Source organism: Paraplanobispora takensis (assembly GCF_016863195.1).
Lineage (GTDB): Bacteria > Actinomycetota > Actinomycetes > Streptosporangiales > Streptosporangiaceae > Planobispora > Planobispora takensis.
In genome coordinates this window covers 74,856-90,412 of record NZ_BOOK01000021.1, presented here as the reverse complement: position 1 = coordinate 90,412, position 15,557 = coordinate 74,856, and the positions used below count along the sequence as shown (strand labels likewise).

The 15,557-nt window shown below is 72.7% G+C and carries 14 protein-coding genes; 11 read left to right on the top strand and 3 right to left on the bottom strand.

What is annotated here, in order from left to right:
• Positions 1-136: 136 nt before the first annotated feature.
• The 5 genes from Pta02_RS15710 (at position 137) to Pta02_RS15690 (ending at position 6,774) form a co-directional block, all read left to right on the top strand.
• On the top strand, positions 137-385 hold the full coding sequence (locus tag Pta02_RS15710; protein WP_203875550.1) for an acyl carrier protein: 249 nt from the start codon (positions 137-139) through the stop codon (positions 383-385).
• A 44-nt stretch (positions 386-429) separates the two neighbouring features.
• Positions 430-1,641: a beta-ketoacyl-[acyl-carrier-protein] synthase family protein gene (locus tag Pta02_RS15705; protein WP_203875549.1), complete on the top strand. Its 1,212-nt coding sequence runs from the start codon at positions 430-432 to the stop codon at positions 1,639-1,641.
• Positions 1,642-1,955: 314 nt separating this feature from the next.
• Entirely contained in the window at positions 1,956-3,734 is a 1,779-nt protein-coding gene (locus tag Pta02_RS15700; RefSeq protein ID WP_239130662.1) for an ABC transporter ATP-binding protein, read from the top strand.
• A gap of 351 nt (positions 3,735-4,085) precedes the next feature.
• Positions 4,086-5,741 (top strand): urocanate hydratase, encoded by a 1,656-nt coding sequence (gene hutU / locus Pta02_RS15695; protein ID WP_203875547.1) that lies wholly within the window; start codon positions 4,086-4,088, stop codon positions 5,739-5,741.
• A 217-nt stretch (positions 5,742-5,958) separates the two neighbouring features.
• Positions 5,959-6,774 carry a MurR/RpiR family transcriptional regulator gene (locus tag Pta02_RS15690; protein WP_239130660.1) on the top strand — a complete coding sequence of 272 codons (816 nt, stop codon included), beginning with the start codon at positions 5,959-5,961 and terminating at the stop codon, positions 6,772-6,774.
• 18 nt (positions 6,775-6,792) lie between these two features.
• Here the strand turns inward: Pta02_RS15690 and Pta02_RS15685 are convergent, their stop codons facing one another.
• The 3 genes from Pta02_RS15685 to Pta02_RS15675 all read right to left on the bottom strand — a co-directional run bounded on the left by Pta02_RS15685 (position 6,793) and on the right by Pta02_RS15675 (position 9,162).
• Positions 6,793-7,542, bottom strand: a complete 750-nt coding sequence (locus tag Pta02_RS15685; protein WP_203875545.1) for an ABC transporter permease — start codon at positions 7,540-7,542, stop codon at positions 6,793-6,795.
• Between the two features lie 27 nt (positions 7,543-7,569).
• On the bottom strand, positions 7,570-8,559 hold the full coding sequence (locus Pta02_RS15680; protein WP_239130658.1) for an ATP-binding cassette domain-containing protein: 990 nt from the start codon (positions 8,557-8,559) through the stop codon (positions 7,570-7,572).
• A gap of 72 nt (positions 8,560-8,631) precedes the next feature.
• Positions 8,632-9,162, bottom strand: coding sequence for a PadR family transcriptional regulator (locus Pta02_RS15675; protein ID WP_203875544.1), 531 nt, complete (start codon positions 9,160-9,162; stop codon positions 8,632-8,634).
• A 106-nt stretch (positions 9,163-9,268) separates the two neighbouring features.
• On the opposite strand from Pta02_RS15675, the gene Pta02_RS15670 reads away from it, so the two are divergent.
• The 6 genes from Pta02_RS15670 (at position 9,269) to Pta02_RS15645 (ending at position 15,557) form a co-directional block, all read left to right on the top strand.
• Positions 9,269-9,955 carry an SDR family oxidoreductase gene (locus Pta02_RS15670; RefSeq protein WP_203875543.1) on the top strand — a complete coding sequence of 229 codons (687 nt, stop codon included), beginning with the start codon at positions 9,269-9,271 and terminating at the stop codon, positions 9,953-9,955.
• A gap of 79 nt (positions 9,956-10,034) precedes the next feature.
• Positions 10,035-11,342 carry an allantoate amidohydrolase gene (locus tag Pta02_RS15665; RefSeq protein ID WP_203875606.1) on the top strand — a complete coding sequence of 436 codons (1,308 nt, stop codon included), beginning with the start codon at positions 10,035-10,037 and terminating at the stop codon, positions 11,340-11,342.
• Complete coding sequence (locus Pta02_RS15660; protein ID WP_203875542.1) at positions 11,330-12,682, top strand: formimidoylglutamate deiminase; 1,353 nt, start codon at positions 11,330-11,332, stop codon at positions 12,680-12,682. Before Pta02_RS15665 ends, Pta02_RS15660 begins: the two co-directional genes overlap by 13 nt.
• The gene (gene hutI / locus Pta02_RS15655; protein WP_203875541.1) at positions 12,679-13,857 is read left to right on the top strand and encodes an imidazolonepropionase; all 1,179 of its coding nucleotides are present in this window, start codon (positions 12,679-12,681) and stop codon (positions 13,855-13,857) included. The genes Pta02_RS15660 and hutI overlap by 4 nt, the downstream gene beginning before the upstream one ends.
• Before the next feature lie 204 nt (positions 13,858-14,061).
• Positions 14,062-15,000 (top strand): sigma-70 family RNA polymerase sigma factor, encoded by a 939-nt coding sequence (locus Pta02_RS15650; RefSeq protein ID WP_203875540.1) that lies wholly within the window; start codon positions 14,062-14,064, stop codon positions 14,998-15,000.
• 98 nt (positions 15,001-15,098) lie between these two features.
• A complete protein-coding gene (locus Pta02_RS15645; protein WP_203875539.1) occupies positions 15,099-15,557 on the top strand; it encodes a DinB family protein in 459 nt (152 codons plus the stop codon).

The window sequence follows — 15,557 nt, the reverse complement described above, 5'->3', positions numbered from 1 at the left end:
CGCGGAAACCATCCGCAAATGAGTGGGAGGCGCGGGAATTCCGCCTCCCAGGGTCTAGACAGAACATGTGTCTAGAGGGCATAGTCCGGGGTCTGCATGGGCGCGAGCGAATCGAATCCCGTCAAAAGGTGGGCGAATGACAAGCCTTGACTCAGCCACGTCCGTCGTCAGGTCGGCGATCGCCGAGGTGCTCAGTGTGCCGAGCGACCAGGTGAAACCCAGTGCCACCATCGCCGACCACCAGATCGACAGCCTCGAGTGGGTGGAGATCGCGGTCATCATCGAGGAGCGGCTCGGCGTCCAGCTCGAACCGGCCGACTTCGCCGGCGCGCGGACCGTGGCCGACATGGCCGGCATCCTGCACGCCGCGATGGCGGCCCGGTGACCGGCGGGAGGGGCGGGAACGGCCCGGGGGGCGGGGAGGCGGACGTGCGCGTCGTCGTCACCGGGATCGGGGTCAAGAGTCCGGCGGGCAACACCGCCGGGGAGGTCCTCTCCACGGTGCTGGCCGGCAAGTCGACGGCCACCGTGATCCCCGGCCTGGCCGGCGGTCCCGTGCCCATCGGATGCCCGCTGGCCCCCTTCGAGCCGCTCGACTACTTCACCGGCCGCGAGCTGCGCACCCTCGACCGGACCGCGCAGATCGGCCTGGCCGCCGCGATCGACGCCGTCACCGACGCGGGCGGCCTGTCCCCGGAGGACCGCGGCGTCTACGTCGGCACCGGCGGCGGCGGGTTCGCCACCCTGGAGAACCTGATCGTGGGGCACACCCTCGGCAGGGAGAAGGTGCCCGTGCACGCCGTACCGGCGCTGATGTCCAGCTCCACGGCCGCGCGCATCGCCATCCGGTACGGCTACCGCGGGCCGTGCCTGACCTTCAACACGGCCTGCGCGAGCGGGGCCACCGCGATCGGCGAGGCGCTGCGCGCGATCCGCTCGGGCACGGTCGGCTCGGCCGTGGCCGGCGGCCTGGACGCGCTGCTGTCCCCGCTGGTCATGGAGGCCTTCGCCAAGGTGGGCGCGCTGTCGGAACGGCTGGACGCGCCCGCGGAGGCCTCGCGCCCCTTCGACGAGAAGCGCGACGGCTTCGTCATGGGCGAGGGCGCGGCCTTCCTCGTCCTGGAGCGCTCCGATCTGGCCGAGGCGCGCGGCGCCCGCGTCTACGGCGAGGTGAGCGGCTACGCGGCCAACTGCGACGCCAACCACATCGTCGCGCCGCTGCGGGACGGCTCCGTCGCGGCCGGCTGCATGCGCGCGGCGCTGGCCGACGCCGGGCTGTCGCCGGGGGACGTCGGCCACGTCAACGCGCACGGCACCTCCACCCCGCACAACGACGACGCCGAGGCGCTCGCCCTGCGCGACCTCTTCGGCGGCTCCGGCGGGCGCACGCCCCCGGTGACCTCCACCAAGGGCGTCAGCGGCCACCTGGTCGGCGGGGCGGGGGCGTTCGAGGCGGTGGTCGGCCTGCTCTCCGCCCGGGAGGGCCTGGTCCCGCCGACGGCCAACTTCACCTCGGGCCCGGCCACGGAGATGATCGACCTCGTCCACGGAGCGCCGCGCCGGATCCCGGCGGGCCCGGTGCTGTCCAACTCCTTCGGCTTCGGCGGCAGCAACGCCTGCCTGGTCCTGACCCCGGCCTGACCCCCCTCTCCGTCCGCTCCTTCACGGCTGCGCCCCGCGAAGCGCCGGCCGCCGCACCCCTCCCCGGTGCGCGGTCCGGCGCTTCTCGCCGTTCCCCCTCCCGCCGCATCGCCGCCCCTCGGCGCCGTCCTCCTCTCCGGAGTGTAAGTCAACTTGGGTTGACATGGCCATCGAGTCAACTTATGTTGACAAAGTCGACTTTGGTCTATGGAAACGGGCGAAACGCTCGGGGAGAAGGCATGAGCGGTAGACAGGAAGAGCGGCGGCCGGGGGCCGGTCGCGTTCGTCCGGAGGGGAACCCGGAAGGGGAGAGAGTGACCGCGACCGCATCTGAACACGCGCCCGGGGGGCCGGCAGCCGGATCCGGGGACACGGCGTCGTGGAGCCTGCTGTTCGGCTACGTCCGGCCGTACTGGCGCGTCCTGCTGGCCGGCGGGGCTCTCAGCCTCGTCAGCTCGCTGGCCGGGCTGGCGATGCCGCTGCTGGCCAAGTCGGTGGTCGACGCGTTCGGCCGGGAGCAGTCCCTGGCCGGGCCGGTGCTCGCGCTGACGGCCGCCGTGGTGCTGGGCGCGGGCATCGGGGCGCTGGGCCGGTACGTCCTGGAACGCATGGGCGAGGGCATCGTGTTCTCGGCCCGGCAGAGCCTGGTGGGACGCATGATGAGGTTGCGCGTCTCCGAGGTGGACCGGCTCAAGCCGGGCGACCTGCTCTCCCGGGTGACCTCCGACACCACCCTGCTGCGCGCGGTGTTCACCGACGGGATCGTCGAGTCGGTCAGCTCCCTGTTCATGCTGGTGGGCGCGATCGTGATGATGGCCTTCATGGACGGGGTGCTGCTCCTGGTCACGCTGGCGGTCCTCGTCGTGGTCGGCGGGCTCGTGGGCCTGGTCATGCCGCGCATCCAGCGGGCCTCGATCAAGGCGCAGGAGGCGGTGGGCGAGATGGGCGCGGTGCTCGACCGGGTGCTCCAGGCCTTCCGCACCGTCAAGGCCAGCGGCGCCGAGGAGCGTGAGATCGCGACAGTGGGCGCCGCGGCGCGCGAGGCCCGCGACCGCGGCATCGCCGTCGCCTGGCTGACCTCCATCGTGGGCATCTCCGCGTGGGTCTCCGCGCAGCTCGCCTTCGTGGCCGTGCTCGGCGTCGGCGGGGCGCGGGTCGCCGCCGGCGAGATGGAGGTCTCCGCGCTGATCGCCTTCCTGCTCTACCTGTTCTTCCTCGTCGCGCCGGTCGGCCAGCTGGTCCAGGGATTCACCCAGGTGCAGAGCGGCCTGGCGGCGGTCAAGCGGATCCGGGAGATCGAGGACCTCCCGGCCGAGGAGACCGCCGGGCCGGTCCCCGCGCCCGGCACGGTCCCGGCGGGGGTGAGGTTCGAGTCCGTGGGCTTCCGCTACGGCGACGACCGGCCCGTGGTCCACCACGACGTCTCCTTCGCCGTCCCGGCCGGCGGCATGACCGCGCTCGTCGGCCCGTCCGGGGCGGGCAAGTCCACGGTGTTCGCGCTGCTGGAGCGCTTCTACGAGCAGCAGAGCGGGAGGATCACGGTCGACGGGCGCGACATCCGGCACTGGCCGCTGGCCGAGCTGCGCGCCGCCGTCGGGTACGTCGAGCAGGACGCGCCCGTGCTGGACGGCTCGCTCCGGGAGAACCTCCTGTTCGCCGCGCCCGGCGTGGCGGAGGAGGAGGTGCGCCGGGTGCTCGCGCTGACCCGCCTGGAGGACCTGGCCGCCCGCCTCCCCGAAGGGCTGGAGACCAAGGTCGGCCACCGCGGGGTCCTGCTGTCGGGCGGGGAGCGCCAGCGCGTCGCCATCGCCAGGGCGCTGCTGCGCCGGCCCCGGCTGCTCCTGCTGGACGAGGCCACCTCCCAGCTCGACGCGGTCAACGAGCTGCGGCTGCGCGAGGTCATCGCGGAGGTGGCCAGGGAGACGACCGTGCTGGTGATCGCGCACCGGCTGTCCACGGTGACCGGCGCCGACCGGATCGTGGTGATGGAGGCGGGCAGGGTCAGGGCCGTCGGCACCCACGACGAGCTCCTCGACGGCGACGACCTCTACCGCGAGCTCGCCGCCACCCAGTTCCTCCTGCCGGCGACCTAGACGGGCAAGCCCGGACCGTCCGCTCCGTAGACTCCTGGCAAATTCCTGGGACCGTTACGGGGCGGTTCGGGCAAGACGGTCCGGCGGCCCGGTTGACCATGGGGGAAACCGGGAACCCCCGCTCTGCGAAGCCTCTCCTTCGCGCCGGAGCGCCCGTGGTGCGCTCACCGGTCCACCGCCCGGTCCCGTTCGTGCGGGACGCGGCCGGGACGGAGACCGCAGGAGGGGCATCCCGGAGATCGTTCCGGGATGCCCCCTCCCGGGGTCGACCTGTGACCCTCTCCGGGTTGACCTGTGGCCTCCGAGTGACAAATATGAATGCGTTCATTCAGGACGATGGGGAGGCCATTCATGACCGGCAGCCGGACCGTCCGCGCGCCGCGCGGCACCACGCTCACCGCCAGGGGCTGGCCGCAGGAGGCCGCGCTCCGCATGATCCAGAACAACCTGGACCCCGAGGTGGCCGAGCATCCGGAGCAGCTCGTCGTCTACGGCGGTTCGGGCAGGGCGGCCCGCGACTGGCGCTCGTTCGACGCGATCACCCGCACGCTGACGACCCTGGAGGGCGACGAGACGCTGCTGGTGCAGTCCGGCCGCCCGGTCGGCGTCTTCCGCACCCACGAGTGGGCGCCCCGCGTGCTCATCGCCAACTCCAACCTGGTCCCCGACTGGGCGAACTGGGAGGAGTTCCGCCGCCTGGAGGCCGCCGGCCTGACCATGTACGGGCAGATGACCGCGGGCTCCTGGATCTACATCGGCACCCAGGGCATCCTCCAGGGCACATACGAGACCTTCGCGGCCGTGGCCGACAAGCGCTTCGGCGGGTCCCTCGCCGGCACGATCACCCTGACCGCCGGGCTCGGCGGCATGGGCGGCGCCCAGCCGCTGGCCGTGACCATGAACGGCGGCGTGGCGATCTGCGTCGACTGCGACCCGCGCAGCATCGAGCGCCGGATCGAGCACCGCTACCTCGACGTGCGGGCCAAGGACCTCGACGAGGCGCTGCGCCTGGCCTACGAGGCCCGCGACGCGCGCCGCCCGCTGAGCATCGGCGTCGAGGCCAACGCGGCCGAGGCCGTACCCGAGCTGCTGCGCCGCGGCGCCGAGATCGACGTCGTCACCGACCAGACCTCGGCCCACGACCCGCTGATGTACCTTCCGCTGGGCGTCGCCTTCGCCGACATGGCCGCCGAGCGCGACAAGGACCCGGCCGGGTTCACCGCGAAGGCGCGCGATTCCATGGCCAGGCACGTGGAGGCGATGGTCGGCTTCCAGGACGCCGGGGCCGAGGTCTTCGACTACGGCAACTCGATCCGGGGCGAGGCCGAGCTCGCCGGTTACGCCCGCGCGTTCGACTTCCCCGGCTTCGTGCCCGCCTACATCCGGCCGCTGTTCTGCGAGGGCAAGGGCCCCTTCCGCTGGGCCGCGCTGTCGGGCGACCCCGCCGACATCGCCGCGACCGACCGGGCCGTCCTGGAGCTGTTCCCCGACAACGAACCGCTGGCCCGGTGGATCCGGATGGCCGGGGAGAGGGTCCACTTCCAGGGCCTGCCCGCCCGCATCTGCTGGCTCGGGTACGGCGAGCGCCACCTGGCCGGCGAGCGGTTCAACGACATGGTCGCCTCCGGGGAGATCCAGGCGCCGTTGGTCATCGGCCGCGACCACCTCGACTGCGGCTCCGTCGCGAGCCCGTACCGCGAGACCGAGGGCATGCTCGACGGCTCCGACGCCATCGCCGACTGGCCGCTGTTGAACGCGATGCTCAACGTGGCCTCCGGCGCCGCCTGGGTCTCCATCCACCACGGCGGCGGGGTCGGCATCGGCCGGTCCATCCACGCCGGGCAGGTCACCGTCGCCGACGGCACCGCGCTCGCCGCCGAGAAGCTCAACCGGGTCCTGACCAACGACCCCGGCACCGGCGTGATCCGCCACGTCGACGCCGGGTACGACGAGGCCGTCGCCGTCGCCGAGGAGCGCGAGGTCCGCGTCCCGATGCGCGAGTCCTGACCGGCCGCGGACGGAAGGCGCCGCCCCGGGGCCCGGCATCGCGCGGGCACCGGGACGGCCCGGGGAGACCGGCACCCGGGACCCGCTCCGGCGGGACCGGCCGCGCCCCGGTGGATGAGACGGGAGACCGCCGGGGTCCGGCGCTTGGGTACGGTGAGGCATCCTCCGCCTCCCCCGGCGGGGAATGATCACGGGTGGCGGATCGGTTGGAGGGGACGTGGGCGACGGACTCGACCGGCTTCTGGAAGGCCACCGGCTCTCGCCGGTGCAGCGGCGGATCGCGCGTTACCTGGACGACCACCTCGACGAGGCGATCTTCCTGTCGAGTGTGGAGCTGGCCGAGCGGGCCGGGGTGAGCCAGCCCTCGGTGACCAGGTTCGCGATGGTCCTGGGCTTCGCCGGCTACCCGGAGCTGCGCCAGGCGCTGCGACCCCTGGTCGTCGGCGGCCAGGACCCGTCGCGGGCCAACGACCTGCAGACCGCGATCGACGTGGAGATCGGCAACCTCCGGGCGGTGCGGGAGGGGCTGGCCGACGCCTCGGCCGTCACGGAGCTGGGCGCCGCGCTGGCCGCCTGCGAGCCGCTGCCGGTGCTGGGCCTGCGGGTCTCCAGCGGGCTGGCCACCACCTTCGCCTACTACGCCCGCCGGATCCACCCGGACGTGCGGCTGCTGACCCACGGCGGCTCCGAGCTGGCCGACGGCCTGCACGCCGCCCGCCGGGCCGGAGCCGGCTGGCTGCTCGCGGTGGTCCTGCCCCGCTATCCGGCCGAGGCCGTACAGGCCCTCAAGGACGCCCAGGGGCTGGGCCTGCGCACCGCGGTGATCACCGACCGGCGGGACGTGCCGTTCGACGCGGACGTGATCCTGGACGCCCCGGTCGGCGAGCGGCTGGTGTTCGACTCGCACGCGGCGCCGCTCGCCCTGGCCATGGTGCTGGTGGAGGCCATGGCGGACGCGGCGCCGCTGCGCACGCAGGCCCGGCTGGAGGAGTACGAACGGATGACCGACCGGGCGGGGGTCTTCACCGGCTGAGCCGGTGCGGTCGGGTGGCTAGCCCGCCAGCTTGCGCAGGGAGCGGACCGACCAGGTCAGGGCCAGCACGCCCAGGACCAGGAAGATGCCGAAGGCGATCGGGATGTCGCCGTCGGAGAAGTCCCCGGCGAACAGGGCCCGGCCCGCCTCGACGGCGTAGTAGAGCGGGTTGAACTTCGCCACCGTCTGCATCCACTCGGGGGCGAGCGACATCGGCAGCATCAGGCCGGACAGCAGCATCAGCGGGAGCAGGAAGAACTGCACGATCTGCGACATGCCGTTCTCGTCGCGCACGGCCAGCGCCAGGCCGTACGACAGGTTGGCGGCGAACAGGCCGGTCACCGCCATGAGCAGCAGCATCAGGCCCATCGCGGCCAGGCTGATCCGCAGGCCCATCAGCGCGGCCACACCCAGCACCAGGAGCGACTGCAGGACGAGCATGAGCATGTCCTTCACCACCCGGCCGAGGATGATCGCGGGCCGCCAGGCCTGGCTGACCGCGAGCCGCTCCAGCACCCCGTTCCGGGTCTCATTGATCATGCCGAAACCGGCGAACATCGAACCGAACAGCGCGATCATCACCAGCGCCGCCGGAGTGAACACGATCAGTGCCTCCGTCAGCTCCCCGTTCGGGGTGATGCTGGTCAGCAACGGGGCGAACAACAGCAGATACAGGACGGGCTGCATGATGCCGATGATCGGCCATGCCAGGTTGCGGCGCATGACGCCGAGCTCGTAGCCCGTGAACAACAAGGTGTGTCGAAGCATGGGGGGATTCCTCGCGGGATAGTGGGGTCAGGCGGCGTCGCGCAGGGAGCGGCCGGTGTGCTTGAGGAAGACGTCGTCGAGCGTGGCCCGGTCGAGCGAGATGGACCGGATGGCCAGGCTCTCGGCCTCCAGCGCGCGCAGCAGCGCGGGCAGGCCGTGCTCGCCGTCGTCGAGATAGGCGCGCAGGGAGTCGCCCTCCACCTGGGTCTCCTTGATGTACGGCTGCGCCGCCAGGACCCTCCGCGCACCGTCCAGGTCGTCGAGCCGGAGCGTGACGACGTCGCCCGCGAGCTCCTTCTTGAGCTTCTCCGGAGTGCCCTCGGCGACGATCTTCCCGTGGTCGACGATGACCAGCCGGTCGCACAGCGCGTCGGCCTCGTCCAGGTAGTGGGTGGTCAGCAGCACGCTGGTGCCCGCCTCGCGCAGGGCGCGGATCTCGTCCCAGAGGTTGGCCCGGTTCTGCGGGTCGAGGCCGGTGGTGGGCTCGTCCAGGAAGACCAGGGGCGGCCGGTTCACCAGCCCGATGGCCAGGGAGAAACGCCGCTTCTGGCCGCCGGAGAGGGTCTTGACCGGGCGGTCGGCGATCTCGCTCAGGCTGAAGGCGGCGAACAGCTCCTCCGCGCGGGCCAGGGCCTCCCTGCGGGACATCCCCGCGATCCGGCCCGCCAGGACCAGGCTCTCCCGGCCCGGGGCGTTGTCGTCCACGCCGCCGGCCTGGCCGACGTAGCCGATCTTCTCGCGGACCCTGGCCGCCTCCTTGACCACGTCGAACCCGGCCACCCGGGCCGTGCCGGAGGTGGGGACGGTGAAAGTGGCCAGCATCCGGACCGTGGTGGTCTTGCCGGCGCCGTTCGGGCCGAGGCAGGCGAAGATCTCACCCTCGTCGACGGCCAGGTCGATGCCCCGGACGGCCTCGACCGTCTCGGTCTTGCCCCTTCCCCGTTTGGCGACGAACGTCTTGCGCAGGTCGTGCGCCTCGATGATCATGTTCTCTCCGTTCTTCGGGATGTCGAGCATGAACCCTCCCGTCGTGGGAGGGGCAACAGGTTTTCCGGTGCGGCCGCCCCCCGCGGGCCGCCGGGCGGGCGGCTACGGCAGCTCGCCGTCCCTGACCTTGCCGATGCTCTCCTCGACCCAGCCGAGCTGGGCCTGGAACTGGGCGGCGTGCAGGCGCAGGGTCTCGTCGATGTGCCGGGGAGCCCCGTGGGCGCGCTTGGCGGGGATCGCCCGTTCGAGCATCGTGATGGAGGCCCGCAGCTGCTCCGCCCTGGCCTCCATGGCGGCGGTCAGGTCGGCGGGGGAGAGCCGGTCCATGAAGGTCAGCGCGACCTGGAAGGGATCCACGATCGGCCGGATCTCCCACCAGTGCCGCATCAGCTGCACCATGAACTCGGCCCGGCCGGCCTCGGTGATCTCGTACACGGTCTTGCCGCCCCTGCCTTCCTCCACGCGGTGCAGCAGGCCCTCGTCGGCCATCTTGGACAGGCCGTGGTAGATCGAGCCGTAGGCCACGTTGGCCCACCCGTCGGCACCCCACATCTCCAGGCGGCGCCGTACCTCGTAGCCGTGCAGAGGACCGTCGAGCAGCACACCGAGAAGGAGAACACGCGTAGAAGACATATGCAAATTTGTATATAAATTTTAATACGCAAGCAAACACCTCCGCGGCGCGTCGCCGCCGGGGGCCGACAGTCGGAGCGTTCCATGACCTCGTAGGATTGCCGCCATGTCAGCACGCCCCACCGCTCTGATCACCGGCGCGTCCCGGGGGATCGGGGCCGCCGTCGCGCACGCTCTGGCCCCCACGCACGACCTGCTGCTCGGCGGGCGCGACCGCGAGGCCCTGGAGAAGATCTGCGCGGAGCTGCCGGGCGCGCGGCCCTGGCCGGTGGAGCTGACCGCCGTCACCCCGGCAGACGTCGCCGGGATCGACCGGCTCGACGTGCTGGTGCACAGCGCCGGCGTGGCGCTCCTGGGCCGCGTCGAGCAGGCCCGGGCCGAGTTGTGGCGGCGCACGATGGAGATCAACGTGATCGCCGTCGCCGAGCTGACCCGGCTCCTGCTGCCCGCCCTGCGCGCCGCGCGCGGCCGGGTCGTGATGATCAACTCCGGTGCCGGGCAGCGGGCCAACCCGAACTGGGTGCCGTACGCCGCCAGCAAGTTCGCCCTGCGCGCCCTGGCCGACGGGCTCCGGCTGGAGGAGCCCGACCTGCGGGTCACCACGGTCTATCCGGGCAGGGTCGACACCGACATGCAGCGCGAGGTCCGCGAGCAGGAGAAGGGCGCCTACCAGCCGGAGCGCTATCTCAACGCCGACTCGGTGGCCAGGGCGGTCCTGGCGGCGGTGATCGCCTCGCCGGACGCCCACATCACCGACATCACCGTCCGCCCCGCCGCGGGGCCGCTCACCTGACGGCCGCTCATCTGACGGCCGTGCGCCCCGGCTCGCCAATGAATGACTCCATTCACATAATGGAGGGGTGTTCGACGAGATGTGGGGTGCCATCGAGCACCTCGGACGCGACGGCCGGACCGGGGGCTACCTGCGCGACGCGTGGTCGCCCGCCGACTTGGAGCTGCGCGAGTGGTTCCGGCAGGAGGCCGAAAGGCGCGGCCTCGACCTGGAGCAGGACCGCAACGGCAACCTGTGGGCCTGGCGGGGCGACCCGTCGGCGGGGGACGGGGTGGTCACCGGCAGCCACCTCGACTCCGTACGGCAGGGCGGCGCCTTCGACGGCCCCCTGGGGGTCGTGTCGGCCTTCGCCGCCCTCGACCTGCTCGACGAGCGGGGCGCCGAACTCGCCCGGCCGCTGGGGATCGCCTGCTTCACCGACGAGGAGGGGGCCAGGTTCGGCGTCCCGTGCATGGGCTCCCGGCTCCTCACCGGCGCCCTGGAGCCCGACCGGGCCCGCGGCCTGACCGACGACGCCGGCGACAGCCTGGCGGAGGTGCTCCGCCGGGCCGGCCGCGACCCCGGCGCGCTCGGCCGCGACGAGGAGACGCTGCGCCGCGTCGGCGTCTTCGTGGAGCTCCACGTCGAACAGGGCCGGGGGCTCGTCCACAGCGGCGACCCGGTCGGCGTGGCCAGTGCGATCTGGCCGCACGGGCGCTGGCGGTTCGACTTCCGCGGCCAGGCCAACCACGCGGGCACCACCCGCCTGGAAGACCGCGACGACCCCATGCTGCCCTTCGCCCGCACCGTGCTGCAGGCACGCGCTCTCGCCGAGCGGGCGGGCGTGGTCGCCACCTTCGGCAGGCTCCACGTCTCGCCGGGCAACGCCAACGCCGTCCCCGGCCTGGTCAGCGCCTGGCTCGACGCCCGCGGCGGGGACGAGCGGGCGGTGCGGGCGCTGGTGGAGGAGCTGACCGCCTTCTCCGGAGCGGAGGTGAGCACCGAGTCCTGGACCCCGGCCGTCGACTTCGGAGAGGTCCTCCGCGACCGCCTGGCCACCGTGATCGGCACCGCGCTCGCCCGCCGTACGACGGCGCCGGAGACCGCCGCCCCGGATCTCGCCGTACCGGCGCCGGACGGGGGAGAACCACGGCCGGACGGGGAAGCCGGGCGGGTGCCGGTGTCGCCGGGGGAGGCCGGGCGTGGTCAGGGGCGGGTGCCGGTGTTGCCGACGGGGGCGGGGCACGACGCCGGGATCCTCGCCGCCGCGGGCGTTCCCAGCGCGATGGTGTTCGTGCGCAATCCGACGGGAATCTCTCACTCTCCCGAAGAACATGCGGAAAGATCCGACTGTCGTCTCGGAGTCGCCGCCCTCGCCGCAGTCTTGGAGGACCTGTGCCGGAGCTGACCTACTGGTGCGAGCTGGCCTGGCTGCCGCCGGGCGAGGTCGTCGCCGGCGTCCTCGTCGAGACCTCGGGATCGCGGATCACCGCCGTCACGCCCGGGATGGCCGAACCGCCGGCCGGGGCGACCAGGCTGGCCGGGCTCACCCTCCCCGGCCTCGCCAACGCGCACTCCCACGCCTTCCACCGGGCCCTGCGCGGGGCGGCGCAGACAGGCAAGGGCAGCTTCTGGACCTGGCGCGAGCAGATGTACGGCGTGGCCGGCGTCCTGGACCCCGACTCCTACCTCCGGCTGGCCAGGGCGGCCTTCGCGGAGATGGCACTGGCCGGGATCACCTGCGTCGGGGAGTTCCACTATCTGCACCACGCGCCGGGCGGCACGCCGTACGACGACCCGAACGCCATGGGCCACGCGCTCGTCCAGGCCGCCAGGGAGGCGGGGCTGCGAATCGCGCTGCTGGACGCCTGCTATCTGGCCGGCGGGGTGCGGGCACCGCTGAGCGGCGTCCAGCTCCGCTTCGGCGACGGCGACGCCGAGCGCTGGGCCGTGCGGGCCGAGGCGCTGGCCGCCGCCTACGCCGGTGAGCCGGACGTCGAGGTCGGCGCGGCCATCCACTCGATCCGCGCGGTCCCGCCCGAGCAGATGCCCACGGTCGCCGCGTTCTCCCACCACCACGCCGCCCCGCTGCACGCCCACGTGTCCGAGCAGCGGGAGGAGAACTCCTCCTGCGTGGAGCAGTACTCCGCCACACCCGTCCAGGTGCTGCACGAGCACGGCGCCCTCGGCCCCCGCTCCACGGCCGTGCACGCCACGCACGTGTCGGAGGTGGACATCGCGCTGCTGGGCCAGTCCCGGACCCACGTGTGCATGTGCCCCACGACGGAGCGCGACCTCGCCGACGGCATCGGCCCCGCGCGGGCGATGGCCGAGGCGGGCTCGCCGATCACCCTCGGCTCCGACAGCCACGCGGTCGTCGACCTGTTCGAGGAGGCCCGCGCGGTCGAGCTGGACGAGCGGCTGGCAACCGAGCGGCGCGGGCACTGGCGGGCCGCCGAACTGCTCCAGGCCGCCACCGTCACCGGGCACGCCTCGCTGGGCTTCCCCGACGGGGGGATGCTGTGCCCCGGGGCGTGGGCCGACCTGGTCTCCGTCCGGCTCGACTCGGTCCGCACGGCGGGCGTCGGACCGCCCGCCGAGACCGTGGTGTTCGCCGCGACGGCGGCGGACGTGCACTCCGTGGTCTCCGGCGGCAGGCAGACCGTCGCCGAGGGCCGCCACATCCTGGGCGAGGTCGGCACGATGCTCGCCGAGGCGATCCACGAGACGCGGCGGGTGAGGGCATGACCACGCGAGAGGGCGGCGCCCGGGCGGGCAGCACGTTGTTCGACCGGATCGGCCTGCTGTACACCGGCGACCCCGGCCGCGAGGAGATCGAACAGGCCGCCCTGGTCGTCGAGGACGGCCGCGTGGCGTGGACCGGCCCTGCCCGGCAGGCCCCGGACGCCGACGAGCGGGTGGACGCCGGCGGCCGCTGCGTCATCCCCGGGTTCGTCGACAGCCACGCCCATCTGGTCTTCGCCGGCGACCGCACCGCCGAGTTCACCGCCCGGATGTCGGGAGAGCGCTACACCGCCGGGGGCATCCGCACCACGGTCGCCGCGACCCGGGCCGCCGACGACGACCTCCTGGCGGAGCGGACGTCCCGGCTGGTCGCCGAGATGCTCGCCCAGGGCACGACCACGGTCGAGATCAAGAGCGGTTACGGCCTCACCGTCGCCGACGAGCGCCGCAGCCTGCAGATCGCCCGCAGGTTCACGGAGGAGACGACCTATCTGGGGGCGCACGTCGTCCCCCCGGACGCCGCCTCCGCCGACGACTACGTCCGCGCGGTCACCGGGGAGATGCTCCGGGCCTGCGCGCCGTACGCCAGGTGGGTGGACGTCTTCTGCGAGCGCGGCGCCTTCGACGCCGACCAGACCAGGGAGATCCTGACCGCCGGGATCAAGGCCGGGCTGCAGGCCCGCCTGCACGCCAACCAGCTCGGCCCGGGACCGGGGGCGGCCATCGCCGCCGAGCTGGGGGCCGCCTCCGCCGACCACTGCACCCACCTGTCCGACGCCGACGTCGAGGCGCTCTCCTCGGCCGGTGTGGTGGCCACCCTGCTGCCCGGCGCCGAGTTCTCCACCCGCTCGCCGTACCCCGACGCCCGTCGTCTGCTGGACGCCGGGGTGACCGTCGCGCTGGCCACCGACTGCAACCCGGGCTCCTCCTTCACCTCCTCCATGCCGTTCTGCGTGGCGCTGGCGGTGCGGGAGATGGGCATGACGCCGCTGGAGGCGATCAGGGCCGCCACCGCGGGCGGGGCCCGCGCGCTGCGCCGTACGGACGTCGGGACGCTGCGGACCGGGGCCAGGGCCGACCTGGTGGTCCTGGAGGCCCCGTCGTACGTCCACCTGGCCTACCGCCCCGGGGTACCCCTGGTGGCGCAGGTCTGGCAGGGGGGACGCCACCGGGCGTGAACCGCCCCGCGCGGGTATGCGGATTCATTCGGGGGCCGCGACATCCTCCTTGAGGAGGAAAGCGAAACCATTCTGCGGACGTAGTCCTTTAGGGAATCTTTGCCCTGGACCGCACGTTGATTGAGCAAGCGGCGTGTCCGTTCGCGCGGGGCGTGGAGCGAGCGGGCGGGCAGGCCATAAGCAGGCGGAACGAGGTGCCACCGAATGGCAAGGCCGACGGGGAATCGCATGCAGGACCAGCAGGTCTCGGACCGAGACCTGCTGGGGACCTACCTGGCGGAGATCGGGCGGGTCCCCCTGCTTACCGCGGAGGAGGAGGTCGAGCTCGCGAAGCGGATCGAGGCCGGCCTCTTCGCGGAGCAGTTGCTGGACAGTGGGTCGACGGAGCCGCGAATCGCGGACGCCGCCGATGAGGAGTTGGAACGGCTGGCCATTTCGGGACAGCGGGCCAAGGACGAATTCATCCAGGCCAATCTACGTCTTGTGGTGGCGGTCGCGCGCAAATACTCCGGACGGGGAATGCCGCTCATCGATCTGGTCCAGGAGGGGAACCTGGGACTGGTGCGGGCGGTGGAGAAATTCGACTATCGGCGTGGTTACAAGTTCTCGACCTACGCCACGTGGTGGATCCGCCAGTCAGTGGGACGCGCGATCCACGAGCAGGCCCGCCCGGTCCGGCTGCCGACCCACGCGGGGGAGCAGATGACCCGGCTGATGCGCGTCCGACGCGACATGCTCGCCGAGTTCGACCAGGAGCCGACGGACGCCGACCTGGCGGCGGTGCTGGAGCTCCCCATCGAGCGGGTCCGCGAACTGCGCCGCTGGGCCTCCGACCCGGTCTCGCTCCAGCTGGGGGTCGGCGACGAGGACGAGACGGAACTCGGCGACATGATCGCCGACGAGACCTGGGCGGACCCCGAGCAGCAGGCCATGGACATCCTCGAGCGCGAGCGCCTGGAGGAGTGGCTGACCGGCCTCGAGGGTCAGACCCGCGAGATGCTCCGCTGGCGCTACGGCCTGATGGACGGCCGCGAGCACACCCTCACCGAGGTCGGCGAACGCTACGGCATCGGCCGCGACCGCGCCCGCCGCATCGAACGCGACGCTTTGGCCCGCCTGCGCAAGATGGCCATGGCGGCCTGAGCGCCGGGGTGTACGCCGGGTACGGCGGATGTGGAGGGGAGTCGGCGGCAGTGATCACCGAGCGGGTCGGTCCGCCCTTCATCGGGGGTGAGCGGGAGATGCTCCGTGCTTTCCTCGACTATCACCGGGCGACGCTGGCCATGAAGTGCGACGGGCTCTCCGACGAGGAGCTGAGACGTCAGTCGATGCCGCCCTCGACGCTTTCGCTGCTCGGGCTGGTGCGGCACATGGCCGAGGTGGAGCGGACCTGGTTCCGGCGGGTGATCAACCGGGAGGACATCCCGCTCGTGTGGTCGGATGAGGGCGACTACCAGGTGGCGTACGACGCCTCCGGTGCCACGCGGTCGGAGGCGTTCGAGGCCTGGCGGGCGGAGGTCGAGCACTCCCGCCGGATCGAGCGGGAGGCCGAGTCGCTCGACGTGACCGGTTACCAGGTCCGGTGGGAGGCGGAGGTGTCGCTGCGGATGGTGATGCTGCACCTGATCCACGAGTACGCCCGGCACAACGGGCACGCCGACTTCCTGCGCGAGGGGATCGACGGGACCGTCGGGGCGTGA

Bases quoted from the DNA above. Each gene is read 5' to 3' on its own strand.
- Pta02_RS15670 (WP_203875543.1), top strand. From the start codon at position 9,269: ATGTCAGCACGCCCCACCGCTCTGATCACCGGCGCGTCCCGGGGGATC.
- Pta02_RS15685 (WP_203875545.1), bottom strand. From the start codon at position 7,542: ATGCTTCGACACACCTTGTTGTTCACGGGCTACGAGCTCGGCGTCATG.
- Pta02_RS15710 (WP_203875550.1), top strand. From the start codon at position 137: ATGACAAGCCTTGACTCAGCCACGTCCGTCGTCAGGTCGGCGATCGCC.
- Pta02_RS15675 (WP_203875544.1), bottom strand. From the start codon at position 9,162: ATGTCTTCTACGCGTGTTCTCCTTCTCGGTGTGCTGCTCGACGGTCCT.
- Pta02_RS15650 (WP_203875540.1), top strand. From the start codon at position 14,062: ATGGCAAGGCCGACGGGGAATCGCATGCAGGACCAGCAGGTCTCGGAC.
- Pta02_RS15665 (WP_203875606.1), top strand. From the start codon at position 10,035: ATGTGGGGTGCCATCGAGCACCTCGGACGCGACGGCCGGACCGGGGGC.
- hutI (WP_203875541.1), top strand. From the start codon at position 12,679: ATGACCACGCGAGAGGGCGGCGCCCGGGCGGGCAGCACGTTGTTCGAC.
- Pta02_RS15645 (WP_203875539.1), top strand. From the start codon at position 15,099: ATGCTCCGTGCTTTCCTCGACTATCACCGGGCGACGCTGGCCATGAAG.
- Pta02_RS15680 (WP_239130658.1), bottom strand. From the start codon at position 8,559: ATGCTCGACATCCCGAAGAACGGAGAGAACATGATCATCGAGGCGCAC.
- hutU (WP_203875547.1), top strand. From the start codon at position 4,086: ATGACCGGCAGCCGGACCGTCCGCGCGCCGCGCGGCACCACGCTCACC.